The following is a 15,108-nucleotide window of genomic DNA, read 5'->3' as shown; positions in this document are numbered from 1 at the left end:
GGGTCGTAACCCTTCAGGCCTAAATTTAGGTTAACAAACATCGGGGACATGATGGCATCCGTGCCTCATGTCCCCAATCTTTGAGGATGAGCCAAAAAGATGAGCGCACTACCGAAATTCGAATCCCAAGTTGGCGACGAGTGGATTGTGCATCGTTATCCCAAGGTATTCGTCCGCGAGAAGACGTCAGGCGCTGATCGATTGAAGATCGAGGCCTCACAAGAAGGCACTCAGACGATGTTGCTACTTGCATCGGTGCTCGGAGCACCATTTGCAGCTCTTTACGTGCTGCTTGTTCCGCGCGGCGGCAGTGCGGAAGGACGTTACCAGAGTCCGTGGATGAGTCGTTCGGAGCTTTCAGATTTGTTCGAGCGGTTTGCTTCGTATTGGGATCAGGACGCAAGACATCATATTTGGTTATTTTCCGACCCGGATCGAGCGACGTTAGTCTACGACCAGCACAATGTCATTTTCGCTTATGGTCCTATCGAAGATTATATCCGCGTTCTGGAAACCAGCGGATACTCGGAAGCTCAAGCGTTAGCATTCCCCGCTCCACACACCCATCGCTACCACGTAGCATTCGACCAAGAAGAACGCGACCTAGTTTCACTTCCTGGATGGACGAAATCACCTCTCCGGAAGGGCGACAAGTGGTGAAAAAGCCCAACCAGTCACCAGAGCCAACAACCATGGCTGTCACGGTCGTGGCCCATCTAAAACATTCTGCAAAAATAGTTCATGGGAAGCCTCTTCCGATTACCTCCGGCGGGAAGCGTCGAATACAAGTCGCCATTGGTTCTCCTATTTGGATTTCTCTTTCTGGCTACTGGTTGCGTGATGCTTCTGAGAGTTCCATACCTATTCTACCAGAAGGGCAGGCTGGACAAGGGGCTGGAAGTACCGGCTAGGATTCTCCGGGTCGAGAGTGTGAGCCCGGGAGGCGGAACACACAGGGGGCACTCGTCGGTGTCGGTCGGGTATGAATTCAGGCTGAGAGATAACATGATCAAGGGTGATCGAGCGTCCGTCTTCAGCGAGTCGAATGGCCTCTACTTCCGACTTCATGAGGCCTTTGATTCCGGCCGTGAGGTGACGTGTTTCGTTGATCCACGCGATCCCCGTTGCAGCGCCCTAGAGAAGGACATCAGGATGATCGATCTTATCGGATACTTCGGTCTCGGGATTCCATCTTCTATAATAGGATCGTTGTATCTCGTTCGATTTATCGGTGTCTCCGGAAGAAAAAATCCGCAGAACAAGCCATGCGAGGCAAGCGGCGATAACGCTCTTCGTTAATCCGGGCTTCCTTTCCGCCGCTGCCACAGCTATTACATTCTCCAGAAAATGTTCTCGAGGTTAGGCCTGCTCACGATAGTTCTGTTGACGCTTTGCAGCTGCGACAAGCCGAAGGAATCCACCCAACAAGAAGCCACCCCTATGTCCGAATGGCACAAGTGCATCGTTGCGTTTCACAAAGTCGACAACGTCGACGATCCGGATTCCCTCGTTCTGGGTTCTCCCGCGACTGCAACTACCATCGCCGAGTTTGAGAAGGCGATCGGTTACGCGATGCCCGATGAGTTCAAGCAGCTCTACTCGGAATTCGACGGTTTCGGAACATCACGTGACGGCGAGACCGATTGGTTCTTTCTGCCAATTTCGAAGCTGCCGGAACACGCGTCCGAGGTCAGGGATTGGTTCCAAGAGACGCACCCCGAGATCGCCAAGCGCTTCGTGCCGTTTGTCGATTGGGGCAACGGTGATGCCAGCGGATACGTTTTCTCGGAGACCGGCACGCTTTTGCCCGGGGTTTTTATGTTTGAGCACGAGAGCTACGAATTTGAGGAGGATCAGGATTGGGAGGAGTTCCTGGTTCCGGTCGACACCTCGATTTGTGCCTTCTTGACCGAATGAAAAACCAGGAGAACAAGTCATGGGAGGGCAACCCTCGTTCGGCGGTTGCTCCGATTCAACGCACGGGGCGGCGGTTCCTCCACTCCTGACGTTCGACCGAAATTGAAAATCAGCGCCAGATGAGAAGTCGCCTTATAAGAGCAATCCGCAGAGTCGCAATTTGGACCTCAGTTATACTTCTTGTGGTCGTGCTCGCAGGCTTTGCCTATTACAAGCACGAGATCGACGTGGCGAAGCGGAAAACTCCGAATTTAGTTGCTGCAACACTAGACGACGTGAAACAGAGACGGGCATTCATCCATCTCGAAGAAGTCACACCACGTCAATTGGAGCTTATTCTCGCGGTTGAGGATCCGTCTTTTCGTATTCATCATGGTGTCGATTTCTCGACACCGGGAGCTGGATGGACGACCATCACCCAAGGACTATCTAAGCTCCTCTATTTCCCAGAGGGCTTTGAGCCAGGATTCAAGAAGATTCAGCAAACGCTATTGGCCGAATACGCGCTCGATGCCACGGTGAGCAAGGACGATCAACTGGAGCTGTATTTGAATATCACCTATTTGGGCTCGAAGGATGGCAGGACAATCGCCGGGTATGAGGATGCGGCCCGTTCATATTTTGGAAAGTCATTTGGAGCATTGACCGAGCGTGAATTCATTTCGCTGCTCGGCATGACTGTCAGCCCAAACAAACTCAAACCAGGCACGCCTGCCAACGAGGAGCGGATCTCGCGAATCCAGACTTTCCTCAATGGGGATTACACTCCAGTTGACCTGATGGACGTCACATATGACGGGAAGGGGCAGAACAATGGAGCCTCCGGCAAGTCTCTTTTGTTGTTCTTGAAAGCACTCACCAGAGACAGTCCCGATGAGTGATGACATCGCCCCTCGGAAGTCCAAACAGTCGAAGAAGATGTGGCAGGAAAAGGGCTAAAGCCCGTGCCTCCACTTTACGTGCAGCGAGAATTGAGAACGAGAGTTAAAATTAGATCCCATGATTGATCCGTATCTGCCACCCTCCAGTCAACCTGATCCGATTCCTTCGAGGTTAGAGGCGGGGAAATCCGCTCCAATGGTTGGATGCCTTTCAGGAGGTTGCCTTATTCCTATAATACTATTTCTATTGGCCATCTTCTCGGGAGATATCGGTGGACCGCTAATCTGGCCCATACTAGCTATCGTCCTCGGAATATCTGGAACGATTATAGGTTTCGTATACAGAATCATTAAACAGTTGCGATCTTAATCATTTTTCCGAAATTAGCCAAACAAGGTGGTGCATACGACGGCGACAACTCACCAAACCAAAATCAAACCATCCGGGCGCCTAAGGATGACTTGAAGTTTCCGAGGCAAAGTCCTCATCCAAATGACAGCCAGAACTGCTAAAGTCCGAACAAGGCGCAGGGTCCGATCACAACAAGACGCCTGGTTGATTTCGAAGCTTGAAGGTGCTGCCGGATGGCCTTATACGCAGCACAAGGAAATGAAGATCATAGCCGGACTACTACTCATCAGTTCAATCTGCGCGTTTGCTGACGATCCGTCGCTGCAGCCGCTTCCCGACCCTACAGGGAAGGCGAAGTATGCCGAGCGTTCGCGGATCATTGTTGATCTCGATGGTGACGGAGTGATGGATCTATTGTTGTCGGGCAGTCCGGACACGTTCGGAACGATGGGCGGACCTTGGACGGTCCATCTCAACCGAGACGGCGACTACAAGCGAATTGGTGAAGTCTGGGCGCATCCGTTGGCGATCGCTTTCGAGCCTGACCAAGCTCGGATTCAATCCGACCCCGAGACTCGTCGATATACGAGAATTTGGGTCTACCTCAGGGCTGGAGGTAGCAGAGGATCGTTTGGATATTTCCGCGTCGGCGAGAATTCAGTCGATGATATGGCATCCATTGAGATTTACCTCGGTAATGTCGAGAACGCCATCGGAAGGGCGATCTATGAAGCTACATTTAAGAAGTCGCCAATTCCGTTCAAGGTTCAGAGGAGCACTACCGCTGACGACGGGACCGTCACATGGAACGAATCCAAGCGCTAACAAACCGTCATACGCAACGGGCATCCCCATTGCCTGGACATTAAACGTTAATCTGGAAAGTCATGAGACCACTGCCAATTCTTGGAATCGTACTGCTTTTCATCATGAACATGCAGACAGTCGCTTTCGGGACAATCGTGATCCACAATGTACATTTCGAAAGGACAACTCCAGAGGATGCGATCGTCTTCTTGATTGCGAACTGGAAGAATACTGAACCTCACGTGAAAGGAATGGATTTGGCTCCTCGGGGATTTGCAGGCAAGACGGTTACTATTACCGCAACGGATATGAAGTTCAGCGAGCTTGTAGGGCGAGTAGCTGAAAAGCTTGATGCTGTGGTGATCATTCAATCGGATTCCATCCTCCTCAAACCAAATAACGGAGAATAAGCCGCAGCTTCCGACGGCAATAACTTTCCTCGCTGAATTCAAGCTTTCCCTCCACTCTATCGTTGACTCAAGAAAATGAAGACCATCCCCCACTCCGATTCTGATGCTTGGAACATTGCTGAGGGAGAATCGGGAGGTCAGCCGATTTTAATTAGGTATCGTCCCAGCCTTGAGGAGCACCTTGGCGATACGCGCTATCCCCGACGCCTTACGATCACGTGGGAATTTGATACAAACTCCAGCGGAATGCCGTCAGATCAAGTGGCAGACGAGATGCGAGATTTCGAGGATGTAATCGATGCGGCGCTCGATCCTGAGATGCTTGCGATTCTCGCGTTCGTCCATACGCATGGGGTGCTCGCCGGTGGCACTACTATTTGGCGGACGTCGGCACCGTCGGAGAACGAATTAATGAGGCGCTTTCCGATAAACCAAGATTTCCAATCGAATTAGCCGTTGAAGATGATTCCGATTGGCATGAGATGCGATTGGTAATTGAGGGATGCCGTCCCATATGAGGTCAAATGTATCAATATAAAGAATCAAACAAGTTTGAGTGGCAACGGCGACGAGCTCGACAACGCAGTGCCACCACATGTGGCAGAAGTATGAAAACAGCAATAACCCTTGCCAGCCTAACCGTAGCTTTTCTGGCTTTCTGCCTTCTACAAGCTTGGCATTGGCCCATTAAAGCTCCACCTGATTGGCAGCCCGCATGGTGGCAGATCCAATCATTGGTTGGCCCTGGCTACTACGTTGCTGCTCCAGCCTTTTTAGCCCCAGTCATGCTGAACAAAATAGGAGTTGAATCATCAACCGTTCAAATAACAGTAGCTGCTTTTATTACTTTTATTGAGTTGACCATCGTTTTCTACATGATGATCGGACTAACCCTACACATTCAAAAAAGATACTGTAAGGAGAACGAACCAAGCAGTTCATCCAATCCACCTCCGGCTCCATATGGCTTGCAATAGTTATCCATACGTTGCTTCCCACCGAATGGATTTTCTGAGCTGAATTCGGATTCGCCTTCAAAAAGAAATCTTGATTCAATTTCTCGTCAGCATTTCCGCTCTCGCTGTTGGGTAGCTTTCGACGTACACTCGCTGGGCCTTCATGAGTGTATGAAAGTCCAACAACAGACAATTCGAGCAACTGACGCTGCCTGGTGTGGCTAGCCTCAAAACGTTTTCGAAAAATATAGACCAGAGGTGAGCTAGATTTCTTAATACTCGAAACCTCCGTTCACCACTTTTACCGTTAGAGCACTACCCCATGTTCAAATTTTCCACCATCGTTTGCCTGATTGTCCTTACCGCGTGCAGCAAGAGTCACTCTCCCAAGAGTTCAGTTCACGAGGTAACAGGTAGCAGCGCGGAGCGAGTCGCTAAAGTCTCGGCCATCATAGCGAAGCACAAAATACCACCGACAACTATTATCGATGCGCACTTCTTGGAGGAACAAACTGGAGACGGCAGTTTAGGTCCATCAGATTTCCGAGCATTTTATTTCATTGAGGTAACACCCCAAGAAGTATCGAAGTGGGTACAGCTGCTAACACCTCTCGGGGTGGCGGCAGAGTATAATTCACCAGCACGGCCTCGCAATTGGTGGATAACTCGTGAATCTTTTGCTTCGCTCCAGTTTTACAAGTCGGCCACTCTGACTGGCAAAAGTCACGGTTGGATCGGAGTCTCGCAGCAGACTGGACGCATTTACATATTCACTTTCACGATGTGACGAGCATGACGTAGTCAATCACAACGCTGGAGTCAATACCGGTGAGCGCATTCAATTCCGCCTTCTCAGGCAGAGATATTTTGGCCCGGCATCACACTCAACATTGGTCCGGCCTGCCTGCATCAAGAGCATAAAATCATGAATCAAGAAGCCATCATTTGCATACCTGGCCCTTGGGCTGACCGTAGCGAATTTCTACAAGCCATCATTACTCAGGAACCCGCGGGCGAGTTCATGTTTGCTGGTGGCATCTTAGCCCACCCGAGCAGCAACGATCATGTTCCGCTGGACTTCTGTGATCGGTACTCAGAGATGAGGCAGGCATTTTTGATTGCAGGACAGGGTCTCATCCAAGAGCAGACACTTGACCGCATTCAAGGGCACCGAGGCATTGCCTATCTTCACTTCCCAGTTGGTTGGCTAGAACAGCGAGACCGCATGACGAAGTTCACGCAGGTTCTTCAGAGAGCAGGTGGTTTTGCCATTCATGTCGAGTCATCTGGGGTAGCTCATGAGTGGGATCATTGGTTTTCACTTCTAGCCGGCAGCGCCTTCGACGCTTATTGCAGTTCGGTCACGCTCGTCAGAGATGCTGACTGTTACTATTCCTGCGGTATGCACCATTTCTGCCTTCCCGATTGTAGTCTGCCACGCTCCTATGACATTCATCAGGCCGCCGATCTTATGAATCAATTCAATATGTATCAGATTGTTGATCAGCCTCAGTTGGCTTCTGGGCATACATTCAGCCTTGATGCCGACTCACCGCACTTTCGACTCGTCTTATCGCCTGACTCGCGTCATGGGTCTGAAAATCCGTTTCACAATCCACACGGCCTATGGGAACTTAGTCCGAAGCTTTGAAGACCAAGGGCGATACAAAGCAGAACTTGTCACCGGAGGCATCGCTTAGTCGTCGAATTGGATTTGCACTTCCGAGACGCTCCCGAATAACCTATGAATCTTGAGTCAAATTCTATGATATTAGAGAACCTTCCTACAGTAATAGCAGTTGCAGCCGGGATACTCACTTTTGCAGTTCTATTTAAACCATTCTTCGGGGCGGAGGATGATTTTTGGGAATGTGTTGGTTACAGTCTCAAACCGAATTTTTTATCGTGGCTAGATAAGGACCTACAACGGGACTACGGCAAGTCGATGAAGCTTGGCCTTTTCCTTCTACTTTGCTTTTTTGCAGGTTTTTTATCTTACAAGGGAGCCGACGTATTGTTAAATTAGTGCCGAAGTGAAATCATTGCTAACTATCTTCCGGATACCAGATCCCTGAGCTCAATTCGAGGCAAACATTCTCTGTCTTAACCAAATCAAACCGGTCCAAAAATCCGTTACATCTCACCTGAATGTTCACTCATGGAAACTAGACGAGAATATGCGCAGCAGATTCCTTTCAGGTTTCACGTATCAATAAGTGCCTACTCGGATGTCTTTAGTGAGATTGAGCTCGGAAGCCTTCTCGGTCGATCTAATGCCAGGACCAGTGCAAACGACGCATCACTCTCGGGATTTAAAGATGTCCCTATTCAGCTTGAGGGTCTGGATCGCAGGAACAAAGTCTTTTTTCGAATTGAACCTCATCCACTTGATGAACCGCTCAATAGTGTTCTTGAGCGCCTCGCCTCTCATTTGGAACAAAATGCGGACGGCATCACTGAAATCATCAGAGGCGATTCCAGAGTCATTGCGAGTATTGTATTATATCCCGGCCCCTCATTGAAATCACCGTTCGACTACCAAGTTATCGACAGGATCCGACAACTCGGAATCGACATTCATCTGGATATTTCACGTCGCCATGAAACTATACACCCCAGGCCGAGATCAGACCACTGAGTTGAGAGGAAATCATAGCAAACAAGTCGTACAGACACGAAGGGACAACCAACTCGTTCGCTTCGCAAGCGGCGCTATCAATGGATACCGAGCAAGAGAGAACAACTGCAACTCAAACCAATCCTGCTCCTGTCCTCACCACTCGTCGAAATCTGAATGACGTTCATTCAGACATGTCGTCGTTAACATGGATCAGGCTCTGTAATTTCGTCGATCTGAGAACACCCACCTGCCCTAGATTTCAAAGTAGGTCAGTTCACTGAGCTGCCTTCAAAAGATCCGGGAAGCTCCAACTAACAAACAAGGCGGACATTTCTGCCCGCCTTGCGCTTGTTGGATTTAGAATCTGGTGATCAGACGCCAGCTTGCTCTGGTGCCGGTTCGGAATCGGGTCGAGTTGAATCGAAAACCAATTCCTCGGTGCCTTCCTTGCGGCTGACTTCAACGGAATCACCTGCTTTCACCTCTCCGCGCAGGAGAGCTTCCGCAAGCGGATCTTCGAGGAAACGCTCGACGGCACGGCGCATCGGACGTGCTCCGTAAGCAGGATCAAATCCTTTTTCCGCAAGCAAATCGCGAGCGTCGTCGTTGAGATGAAGAGCGATGTCTTTTTCCTGAAGACGTTTGACCAACTTCGAAACCTCCAGTTGCACGATCTTGTTGAGATCGACCTTCTCGAGCATGTGGAAGACCACCAGCTCATCGAGGCGGTTGAGAAACTCTGGCTTGAAGTAGTGCTTCGACTCTTCAAGGATTTTCCCTTTCATGCCTTCGAAGTCAGCGTGATCCTCATTCATGGCTCCGAAGCCAAGGGAGGTCTGGCGCTTGATCGTCGAGGCTCCGACGTTCGATGTCAGAATGATGATCGTATTGCGGAAATCGACCTTCCGACCCAATGAATCGGTGACAGTTCCTTCTTCAAGGATCTGCAGCAACAGGTTCATGACGTCCGGGTGAGCCTTTTCAACTTCGTCAAAAAGAACCACGGAATATGGGCGACGGCGAACGGCTTCAGAAAGCTGGCCACCTTCTTCATAGCCAACATATCCTGGAGGAGATCCGACCAACCGGCTGGCGGTGAATTTCTCCATGTATTCGGACATGTCGATTTGGATGAGCGCCTCCGCATCGCCGAACATGAACTCAGCCAAGTTGCGGGCCAGGTAGGTTTTACCCACTCCGGTCGGTCCTAGGAACAGGAATGAACCAATCGGGCGGCGTGGATCCTTCAGGTCCGCACGGGAACGGCGCAGCGCTTTCGAAATCGCCACAACCGCTTCGTCCTGACCGATGACCCGGCCACGAAGTTCGTCTTCCATCTTCAGAAGTTTCTCGGCTTCTTTCTCCTCCATGCGGCGGAGAGGGACGCCAGTCCACTTCGAGACCACTGCCATGATGTCGTCATCAGTAACGGTCACGACTTTTTCTTCCGACGATGAACGCCAGTGCTTCAGAGTTTCCTCCAAACCTTTCTTCGCCTGCTTTTCGTCATCGCGGAGAGCCGCAGCTTTTTCGAAATCCTGCTCGGCTATCGCGGCAACCTTATCACGAACGATCTGCTCGATCTGAGCTTCCAGCTCTTTAATCGAAGGCGGACGAGTCATGGTTCCGATCCGAGCGCGTGCGCCGGCTTCATCGAGAACGTCGATCGCCTTGTCAGGAAGATATCGGCCAGTCAGGTAACGGGAAGTCAATTTAACCGAAGCATCGATGGCTTCAGGGGTGAACTTTGCCTTGTGGTGGCTTTCATATTTCTCCTGCAGACCTTGCAAAATCTTGATCGCATCGTCGACGGATGGTTCCTCGACTTTCACCTGCTGGAACCGGCGCTCAAGTGCGGCATCCTTCTCGATGTATTTGCGATACTCGTTCAAGGTCGTCGCACCGATGCATTGCAGCTCGGAACGGCTGAGTGCTGGCTTGATGATGTTCGAGGCATCCATGGCGCCTTCCGCAGAGCCGGCACCTACGATGGTGTGCAACTCATCGATGAAAAGAATCACGTTCTTCACCTTGCGAATTTCATCCATCACCGCCTTGATGCGTTCTTCGAACTGACCGCGGTATTTGGTTCCCGCGACCATCAAGGCCAGATCCAGCGTCACGACTCGCTTGTCGCGGAGAATTTCCGGAACGTTTCCGGAAGCGATCTCCTGGGCCAGGCCCTCGACGATTGCCGTTTTACCGACCCCTGCTTCACCGATCAGAACCGGGTTGTTCTTGGTGCGGCGGCAAAGGATCTGGATCACCCGCTCGATTTCGCCTTCGCGACCGATCACCGGATCAAGTCCGTGCTCACGGGCGATTTTCGTCAAATCGCGACCGAATGCCTTGAGAGCCGGGGTTTTCGTCTTCGACTCTGCTTCGACGGTTTCGCCTGCAGGTGCTTCCTCTTCGAAAGTGCCATCGTCGTCTTCGTCGTCATCCTCATCGTCGTCATGATCTTCCGGTGAGAAATTCGGATCGATTTCAGCCAAAATTTCGTTGCGAGTGCGTTGAATATCAACGTCCAGACGCTTCAGGACACGAGCTGCGACACCTTCGCCCTCCCGCAGCAATCCAAGCAGCAAATGCTCGGTGCCGACATAAGAATGGTTCAGTGCCTTCGCTTCCTTGTTGGCGAGCGCGAGGACTTTTTTGACGCGTGGAGTGTAAGGAATATTTCCAGCAGCCTTTTGCGGCGGGCCGGATCCAACTTCTTTTTCCACTTCCATCCGGACGGTCTCCAACTCGAGACCCATCCGTTCGAGAACATTCACCGCGACTCCCTGACCGAGTTTGATCAGGCCGAGAAGCAGGTGCTCGGTTCCCACATAGGAATGGTTGAAGCGATCGGCTTCCTTGCGGGCTAGCGCAAGGACTTGCTGGGCACGTGGAGTGAAATTGTTCATGCGTTGCCTGGGTTGGATGTGTCGGGAGTCTTTTCTCCCTCTTCTGTTATCACACGGTTATCAGGGGATCCTAAAGATTGCAACCGGGAGCGTACGATTTCAGCGCGAATTGAATCACGTTCTTCTGGAGAAAGCTTACGACCCGAGTGTAGCTGCAAGTGTGCCGGTTGAATGTCCATTAACAAGCTATCACACAGCATCACGGTGTCATCGGAGAAAAAGCCGAGATTCGCGCCAAGTCGAAGCAGCGAAAGGTGGTTCAGAGCCTCCTTAGAATCAATGATATGCGCATGGCGAAGCACGCCATATGCGCGACCGATCTTATCGGCCACCATTTCCGGATCATCTTCCAGAAGTTTTTCCCGGGCATTTCGTTCGTGCTGGGAAACCTGGGAAATCACCCGCTCCAAGCGGCGGATAATCGTCTCCTCGCTCTCTCCGAGGGTCGACTGGTTAGAAATTTGATAGAGATTGCCGAGCGATTCGGTTCCCTCGCCATAGAGCCCGCGCACGGCGAGCCCGATCTTATTGACCGCCTGCAGCACCTGGCCAATTTGATCGCTGAGCACCAAACCCGGGAGATGGAGCATCGCCGAGGCACGCAGGCCTGTGCCGAGATTCGTCGGGCAAGTCGTCAGATACCCAAGAGTCGGATCGAAAGCGAATTCCAGCGACTCTTCGAGTTCGGTATCCAATGCGGAAAGCGCTTCAAAAGCGGCGCTCAACTGCAATCCTGGGCGGATCGCCTGCATGCGCAGGTGATCTTCCTCATTCAGCATCAGGCTGAACGTTTGGCGGCGCTCAATCACGGCTCCTGAACCATCGCCACGGGCTGCGTGTTCGCGGGAAATCAGGTGACGCTCGACCAGCACCTGCTTCTGCACGGACGATAGGTCTCCCAATTCCTGGGAAAACGCATCCTTCATGGCAGGCAAGGCTTCCACCGCCGGGCGCATCAAATCCAGGGCAGCAGCACGTTGTTCACGCTTCGCCCAACCAGGAAATGGATGATTCCGTAAATTCCGGGCAAGCCGGATGCGCGATGTCAGCACCGCGCATTGGTCATCAGTCCCACCAGCCATCCAGTCGGCGGGATGCTTGATGAGTGTGGTAAAACGCATCATTTCAGTTTCAGAAATAGGGGGATGTAAATCGGACCATCATTGGGCTGCCATTTCGAGAGTCCGGATTTCGTCACGAATTCCAGCGGCCTCTTCATAGCTTTCAGAAGAAATCGCCTCATCGAGTCTGGAGCGAAGCTCGTCCAACCGCTGTTTGCGGAACTGAACCGCCATCAAACCCTCAGGCACTTTTCCAACGTGAGAGACACCTTTGTGCATGCCTCTCAACATGGGGGAAATTTCATCATGAAAGACACGATAGCATTCTGCGCAACCGAAGCGGCGAACACGGCGCAAATCATCCAAGGTGAATCCACACTCTGGACAGGTTTTGCCGCCGCCAACCGAAGAATGGTGTTGCCCAGCGGGTGCCGTTCCCGGCCCACCTGGGACACCACTCAACAACATCTCCGCCAATGAGAAGCCCGTAGGATCAGTCACCCCACGCTCCTTGGCACAGGAGTCGCAAAGGCACACCTTTTTCATCTGCCCTTCAACAAGTTGGGTCAGGAAAACGGTGGCTTTGGCCTCGCAAAAATCACATTTCATGTCTACCGAAGGGTAAAACCGCAATTCGCATGATGCGAAGAAATTCTCGATTTGGCGGAGATAATCATAGGATCAAGCAACCGGAGTGCCAGTGGAGCCCGCAAGTTCGTGGAATGCCTTGAGGAAACGACCCGTGATTTCGCCCGGTGTTCCATCGCCGATTTTCCGTTGATCCAGCGAAACAACCGGAATCACTTCAGCCGCAGTGCCAGTCAGGAAACATTCGTCCGCCGTATAGATGTCATAGCGAGTCAATGACTTCTCCTGAAATGGGACACCCAGTTTCGCTGCCAACTCGATAATCACCGCGCGGGTGATGCCGTCCAAAGCACCATCGCTGATCAGCGGGCTGTAGAGGGTGCCGTTCTTCAGCAGGAACAAATTATCGCCGGTGCACTCTGCCACGTAGCCTTGTTCGTTCAACATCACTGCTTCCAACGCATTCGCCTGGATCGCTTCGACTTTCGCCATGATGTTGTTGAGATAGTTCAACGATTTCACCTGCGGCATCAAAGCACCCGGTGCAGGTCGGCGCGTCGCGCAAGTGATCACCGCCAGACCTTTCTGATAGTATTCCTCAGGATAAAGTTTGATGCCGGCCGCGATGATGAACATTGATGGAGTTTTGCAGGCGTATGGGTTCAAGCCCAACTCCCCCACTCCGCGGGTCACCACCAGGCGGATGTAGCCGTTCTGCAATCCATTCGCCGCAACCGTCTCACAGGTCGCCTTGATCACTTCCTCATAGGTCCAGGGCATCGGCAAAACAATGGCCCGGGCGGAGTCGAATAGACGGGTAATGTGCTCTTCCAGGCGGAAAATCCGACCATTGTAGAAGCGCAGTCCTTCAAATACTCCATCACCATACAAAAGTCCGTGATCGAAAACCGAGATTTTCGCTTCAGACTCGTCAACCAATTGTCCATCCAGCCAAATTTTCATGTGCAGTGGAGACGAGCGTAGGTGACTCTTCGCCCGTGGCAAGCGGGAGATTACACGTGTTTGCGTTGCCGGGTCATCCCTCCACTCCATCTGCGACCGCCTCTCAGTCTCAACAACATCCATCTTTGCCGTGACTCCTTCCAGCCCGCCGACTTGCAAAGCAGACCTGCGCCGCACGATGCGCAGCCTGCTAAAATCCGCATCATTCCATGACGAGCCTGTCGCAAAAAAGATAACCCATTGGATATCAGATCACCCGGAACTTATCACCATCGCAATGTATGCGGCGCTTCCCGGTGAAATCGACATTCTCGAGCTGATTTCACCCGGAAAAAGTTGGGCACTCCCCCGCGTTGAGGGCGAGAAATTGGTTTTTCACGAAGTGCGCAGCCCCGACACTGATCTCAAAACCGGGGCCTTTGGCATTCGCGAACCGCTGGAAACTTTACCCATCATACCGGCCGATAAAATTGACGCATTTTTCTGCCCGGGCCTTGCCTTCGATGCAAGGGGTGGCCGTTTGGGACGCGGTCGCGGGTTTTATGACCGACTTTTAGAGAATGCCCGTCCAGATGCCCTCAAAATTGGAATCTGCCACCCGTTCCAACTCGTCCCAGACGTGTTTGCAGAGGCGCATGACATCCGCATGGACGGAATCATTTGTTAGCTCCCCGAACGGTCAAAGATTCAATCGAGCTTCACCGGCACCACCGACTTCCACGTCAAGCCAACCCGAATTTCGTCGAAATCAGATTGAAATGTGCGCCCAGGACAACCTGATCTCACTTCGATCCGATCTGCCCTGGGCACTCTCTGATAGCGGAATTGATACTTGGCATCTTTTTCATCACTCCCGGGCGTCGGGTCCATGAACACATCAGTCACCAAGCGATTGCGATCGATCCGGATGACAAACAAATGCGGTTCGTGGTCCATGGGAATGCCAAAGCCATCGTGGATTTCCGCCTGGCGGAATCTGGAACCATAGCTGTTTTCCGTTCCGATTTTTCCGACAAACAATTCCTCTCGATCGTTCTGATAAAACAGAAGCCCGGCAAAACACCCGGCTAGCTCTTCCTCGGGATTCCGCATGACGAAACTCACGTAGGTCACTCCTGCAGGTGGCAGTTCCAGATCTGCAGGATGAAAGCTGGCACCGACCGAATGCTCACCAATGGTGCGAAAACTTCCGCCGGAGGAAGCCAGCGATTTGCCGTTCTTTTCGAACTGAATTCCGTCCGCCAAGAAATTCCCAGCACCAGACCAGGTGACCGATTTGCCGCTACTCTCAGCTTTCCAAGGGCCACTGATCAACGGGCCGGGCGACTGGGATGAGAAATCCTCTTCAATTCGGAGTGCCCGTGGGCTGGAAGAGGCATCGTTTGCCATCGTGCCGTAAAATTGTTCCACCAGATCCGGGAAACCATCCTCATCTTCATCGCGTAAAATCGGATCAAGCGGCACTCTCAAGCGCTGCGCCAGAAACTCAGTCGCCTCCACCTTGCCACTGCGTAAAATCGCCGCGTGCTCTTGTTTGAGGCTCTGATTGTCGGCTCATCCTCAAAGATTGGGGACATGAGGCACGGATGCCATCATGTCCCCGATGTTTGTTAACCTAAATTTAGGCCTGAAGGGTTACGACCC

General features: G+C 51.9%; 15 protein-coding genes. 10 read left to right on the top strand and 5 right to left on the bottom strand.

The window, feature by feature from the left end; translation table 11 throughout:
* Positions 1–99: 99 nt before the first annotated feature.
* The 9 genes from JIN85_RS18885 to JIN85_RS18845 all read left to right on the top strand — a co-directional run bounded on the left by JIN85_RS18885 (position 100) and on the right by JIN85_RS18845 (position 6,974).
* Positions 100–660, top strand: a complete 561-nt coding sequence (locus tag JIN85_RS18885) for a hypothetical protein (protein ID WP_200273749.1) — start codon at positions 100–102, stop codon at positions 658–660.
* An 81-nt stretch (positions 661–741) separates the two neighbouring features.
* A complete protein-coding gene (locus JIN85_RS18880) occupies positions 742–1,299 on the top strand; it encodes a DUF3592 domain-containing protein (RefSeq protein WP_200273747.1) in 558 nt (185 codons plus the stop codon).
* A gap of 48 nt (positions 1,300–1,347) precedes the next feature.
* Positions 1,348–1,917 (top strand): SMI1/KNR4 family protein, encoded by a 570-nt coding sequence (locus JIN85_RS18875; RefSeq protein ID WP_200273745.1) that lies wholly within the window; start codon positions 1,348–1,350, stop codon positions 1,915–1,917.
* Between the two features lie 119 nt (positions 1,918–2,036).
* Positions 2,037–2,798, top strand: coding sequence for a biosynthetic peptidoglycan transglycosylase (locus JIN85_RS18870; RefSeq protein WP_200273743.1), 762 nt, complete (start codon positions 2,037–2,039; stop codon positions 2,796–2,798).
* Positions 2,799–3,291: 493 nt separating this feature from the next.
* Positions 3,292–3,975, top strand: a complete 684-nt coding sequence (locus JIN85_RS18865; protein ID WP_200273741.1) for a hypothetical protein — start codon at positions 3,292–3,294, stop codon at positions 3,973–3,975.
* A 62-nt stretch (positions 3,976–4,037) separates the two neighbouring features.
* On the top strand, positions 4,038–4,367 hold the full coding sequence (locus JIN85_RS18860; protein ID WP_200273739.1) for a hypothetical protein: 330 nt from the start codon (positions 4,038–4,040) through the stop codon (positions 4,365–4,367).
* Between the two features lie 75 nt (positions 4,368–4,442).
* Positions 4,443–4,820 (top strand): DUF695 domain-containing protein, encoded by a 378-nt coding sequence (locus tag JIN85_RS18855; RefSeq protein WP_200273737.1) that lies wholly within the window; start codon positions 4,443–4,445, stop codon positions 4,818–4,820.
* Between the two features lie 155 nt (positions 4,821–4,975).
* Positions 4,976–5,344, top strand: coding sequence for a hypothetical protein (locus tag JIN85_RS18850; protein ID WP_200273735.1), 369 nt, complete (start codon positions 4,976–4,978; stop codon positions 5,342–5,344).
* Positions 5,345–6,248: 904 nt separating this feature from the next.
* Positions 6,249–6,974 carry a DUF4261 domain-containing protein gene (locus tag JIN85_RS18845; protein ID WP_200273733.1) on the top strand — a complete coding sequence of 242 codons (726 nt, stop codon included), beginning with the start codon at positions 6,249–6,251 and terminating at the stop codon, positions 6,972–6,974.
* A gap of 1,340 nt (positions 6,975–8,314) precedes the next feature.
* Here the strand turns inward: JIN85_RS18845 and JIN85_RS18840 are convergent.
* The 4 genes from JIN85_RS18840 to ilvE all read right to left on the bottom strand — a co-directional run bounded on the left by JIN85_RS18840 (position 8,315) and on the right by ilvE (position 13,464).
* Positions 8,315–10,852, bottom strand: coding sequence for an ATP-dependent Clp protease ATP-binding subunit (locus JIN85_RS18840; protein WP_200273732.1), 2,538 nt, complete (start codon positions 10,850–10,852; stop codon positions 8,315–8,317).
* A complete protein-coding gene (locus tag JIN85_RS18835; RefSeq protein WP_234047516.1) occupies positions 10,849–11,976 on the bottom strand; it encodes a protein arginine kinase in 1,128 nt (375 codons plus the stop codon). The genes JIN85_RS18840 and JIN85_RS18835 overlap by 4 nt, the downstream gene beginning before the upstream one ends.
* A 36-nt stretch (positions 11,977–12,012) precedes the next feature.
* Positions 12,013–12,522 (bottom strand): UvrB/UvrC motif-containing protein, encoded by a 510-nt coding sequence (locus JIN85_RS18830; RefSeq protein WP_200273729.1) that lies wholly within the window; start codon positions 12,520–12,522, stop codon positions 12,013–12,015.
* Positions 12,523–12,594: 72 nt separating this feature from the next.
* Complete coding sequence (gene ilvE / locus JIN85_RS18825; protein ID WP_200273727.1) at positions 12,595–13,464, bottom strand: branched-chain-amino-acid transaminase; 870 nt, start codon at positions 13,462–13,464, stop codon at positions 12,595–12,597.
* 130 nt (positions 13,465–13,594) lie between these two features.
* On the opposite strand from ilvE, the gene JIN85_RS18820 reads away from it, so the two are divergent.
* Positions 13,595–14,131: a 5-formyltetrahydrofolate cyclo-ligase gene (locus tag JIN85_RS18820; protein ID WP_200273725.1), complete on the top strand. Its 537-nt coding sequence runs from the start codon at positions 13,595–13,597 to the stop codon at positions 14,129–14,131.
* A 20-nt stretch (positions 14,132–14,151) separates the two neighbouring features.
* Here JIN85_RS18820 and JIN85_RS18815 read toward each other — a convergent pair whose 3' ends face one another.
* Positions 14,152–14,964, bottom strand: a complete 813-nt coding sequence (locus tag JIN85_RS18815; protein WP_200273723.1) for a hypothetical protein — start codon at positions 14,962–14,964, stop codon at positions 14,152–14,154.
* Positions 14,965–15,108: the final 144 nt, after the last annotated feature.

This window comes from Luteolibacter pohnpeiensis, from assembly GCF_016595435.1.
In the GTDB taxonomy this organism is placed as follows: Bacteria; Verrucomicrobiota; Verrucomicrobiia; order Verrucomicrobiales; family Akkermansiaceae; genus Luteolibacter; species Luteolibacter pohnpeiensis.
Note: the sequence above shows the minus strand (reverse complement) of the source record. Positions and strands in the feature narration are given on the sequence as shown.

Bases quoted from the DNA above. Each gene is read 5' to 3' on its own strand.
- ilvE (WP_200273727.1), bottom strand. From the start codon at position 13,464: ATGAAAATTTGGCTGGATGGACAATTGGTTGACGAGTCTGAAGCGAAA.
- JIN85_RS18850 (WP_200273735.1), top strand. From the start codon at position 4,976: ATGAAAACAGCAATAACCCTTGCCAGCCTAACCGTAGCTTTTCTGGCT.
- JIN85_RS18845 (WP_200273733.1), top strand. From the start codon at position 6,249: ATGAATCAAGAAGCCATCATTTGCATACCTGGCCCTTGGGCTGACCGT.
- JIN85_RS18880 (WP_200273747.1), top strand. From the start codon at position 742: ATGGGAAGCCTCTTCCGATTACCTCCGGCGGGAAGCGTCGAATACAAG.
- JIN85_RS18840 (WP_200273732.1), bottom strand. From the start codon at position 10,852: ATGAACAATTTCACTCCACGTGCCCAGCAAGTCCTTGCGCTAGCCCGC.
- JIN85_RS18870 (WP_200273743.1), top strand. From the start codon at position 2,037: ATGAGAAGTCGCCTTATAAGAGCAATCCGCAGAGTCGCAATTTGGACC.
- JIN85_RS18885 (WP_200273749.1), top strand. From the start codon at position 100: ATGAGCGCACTACCGAAATTCGAATCCCAAGTTGGCGACGAGTGGATT.
- JIN85_RS18855 (WP_200273737.1), top strand. From the start codon at position 4,443: ATGAAGACCATCCCCCACTCCGATTCTGATGCTTGGAACATTGCTGAG.
- JIN85_RS18860 (WP_200273739.1), top strand. From the start codon at position 4,038: ATGAGACCACTGCCAATTCTTGGAATCGTACTGCTTTTCATCATGAAC.
- JIN85_RS18875 (WP_200273745.1), top strand. From the start codon at position 1,348: ATGTTCTCGAGGTTAGGCCTGCTCACGATAGTTCTGTTGACGCTTTGC.
- JIN85_RS18835 (WP_234047516.1), bottom strand. From the start codon at position 11,976: ATGATGCGTTTTACCACACTCATCAAGCATCCCGCCGACTGGATGGCT.
- JIN85_RS18865 (WP_200273741.1), top strand. From the start codon at position 3,292: ATGACAGCCAGAACTGCTAAAGTCCGAACAAGGCGCAGGGTCCGATCA.
- JIN85_RS18830 (WP_200273729.1), bottom strand. From the start codon at position 12,522: ATGAAATGTGATTTTTGCGAGGCCAAAGCCACCGTTTTCCTGACCCAA.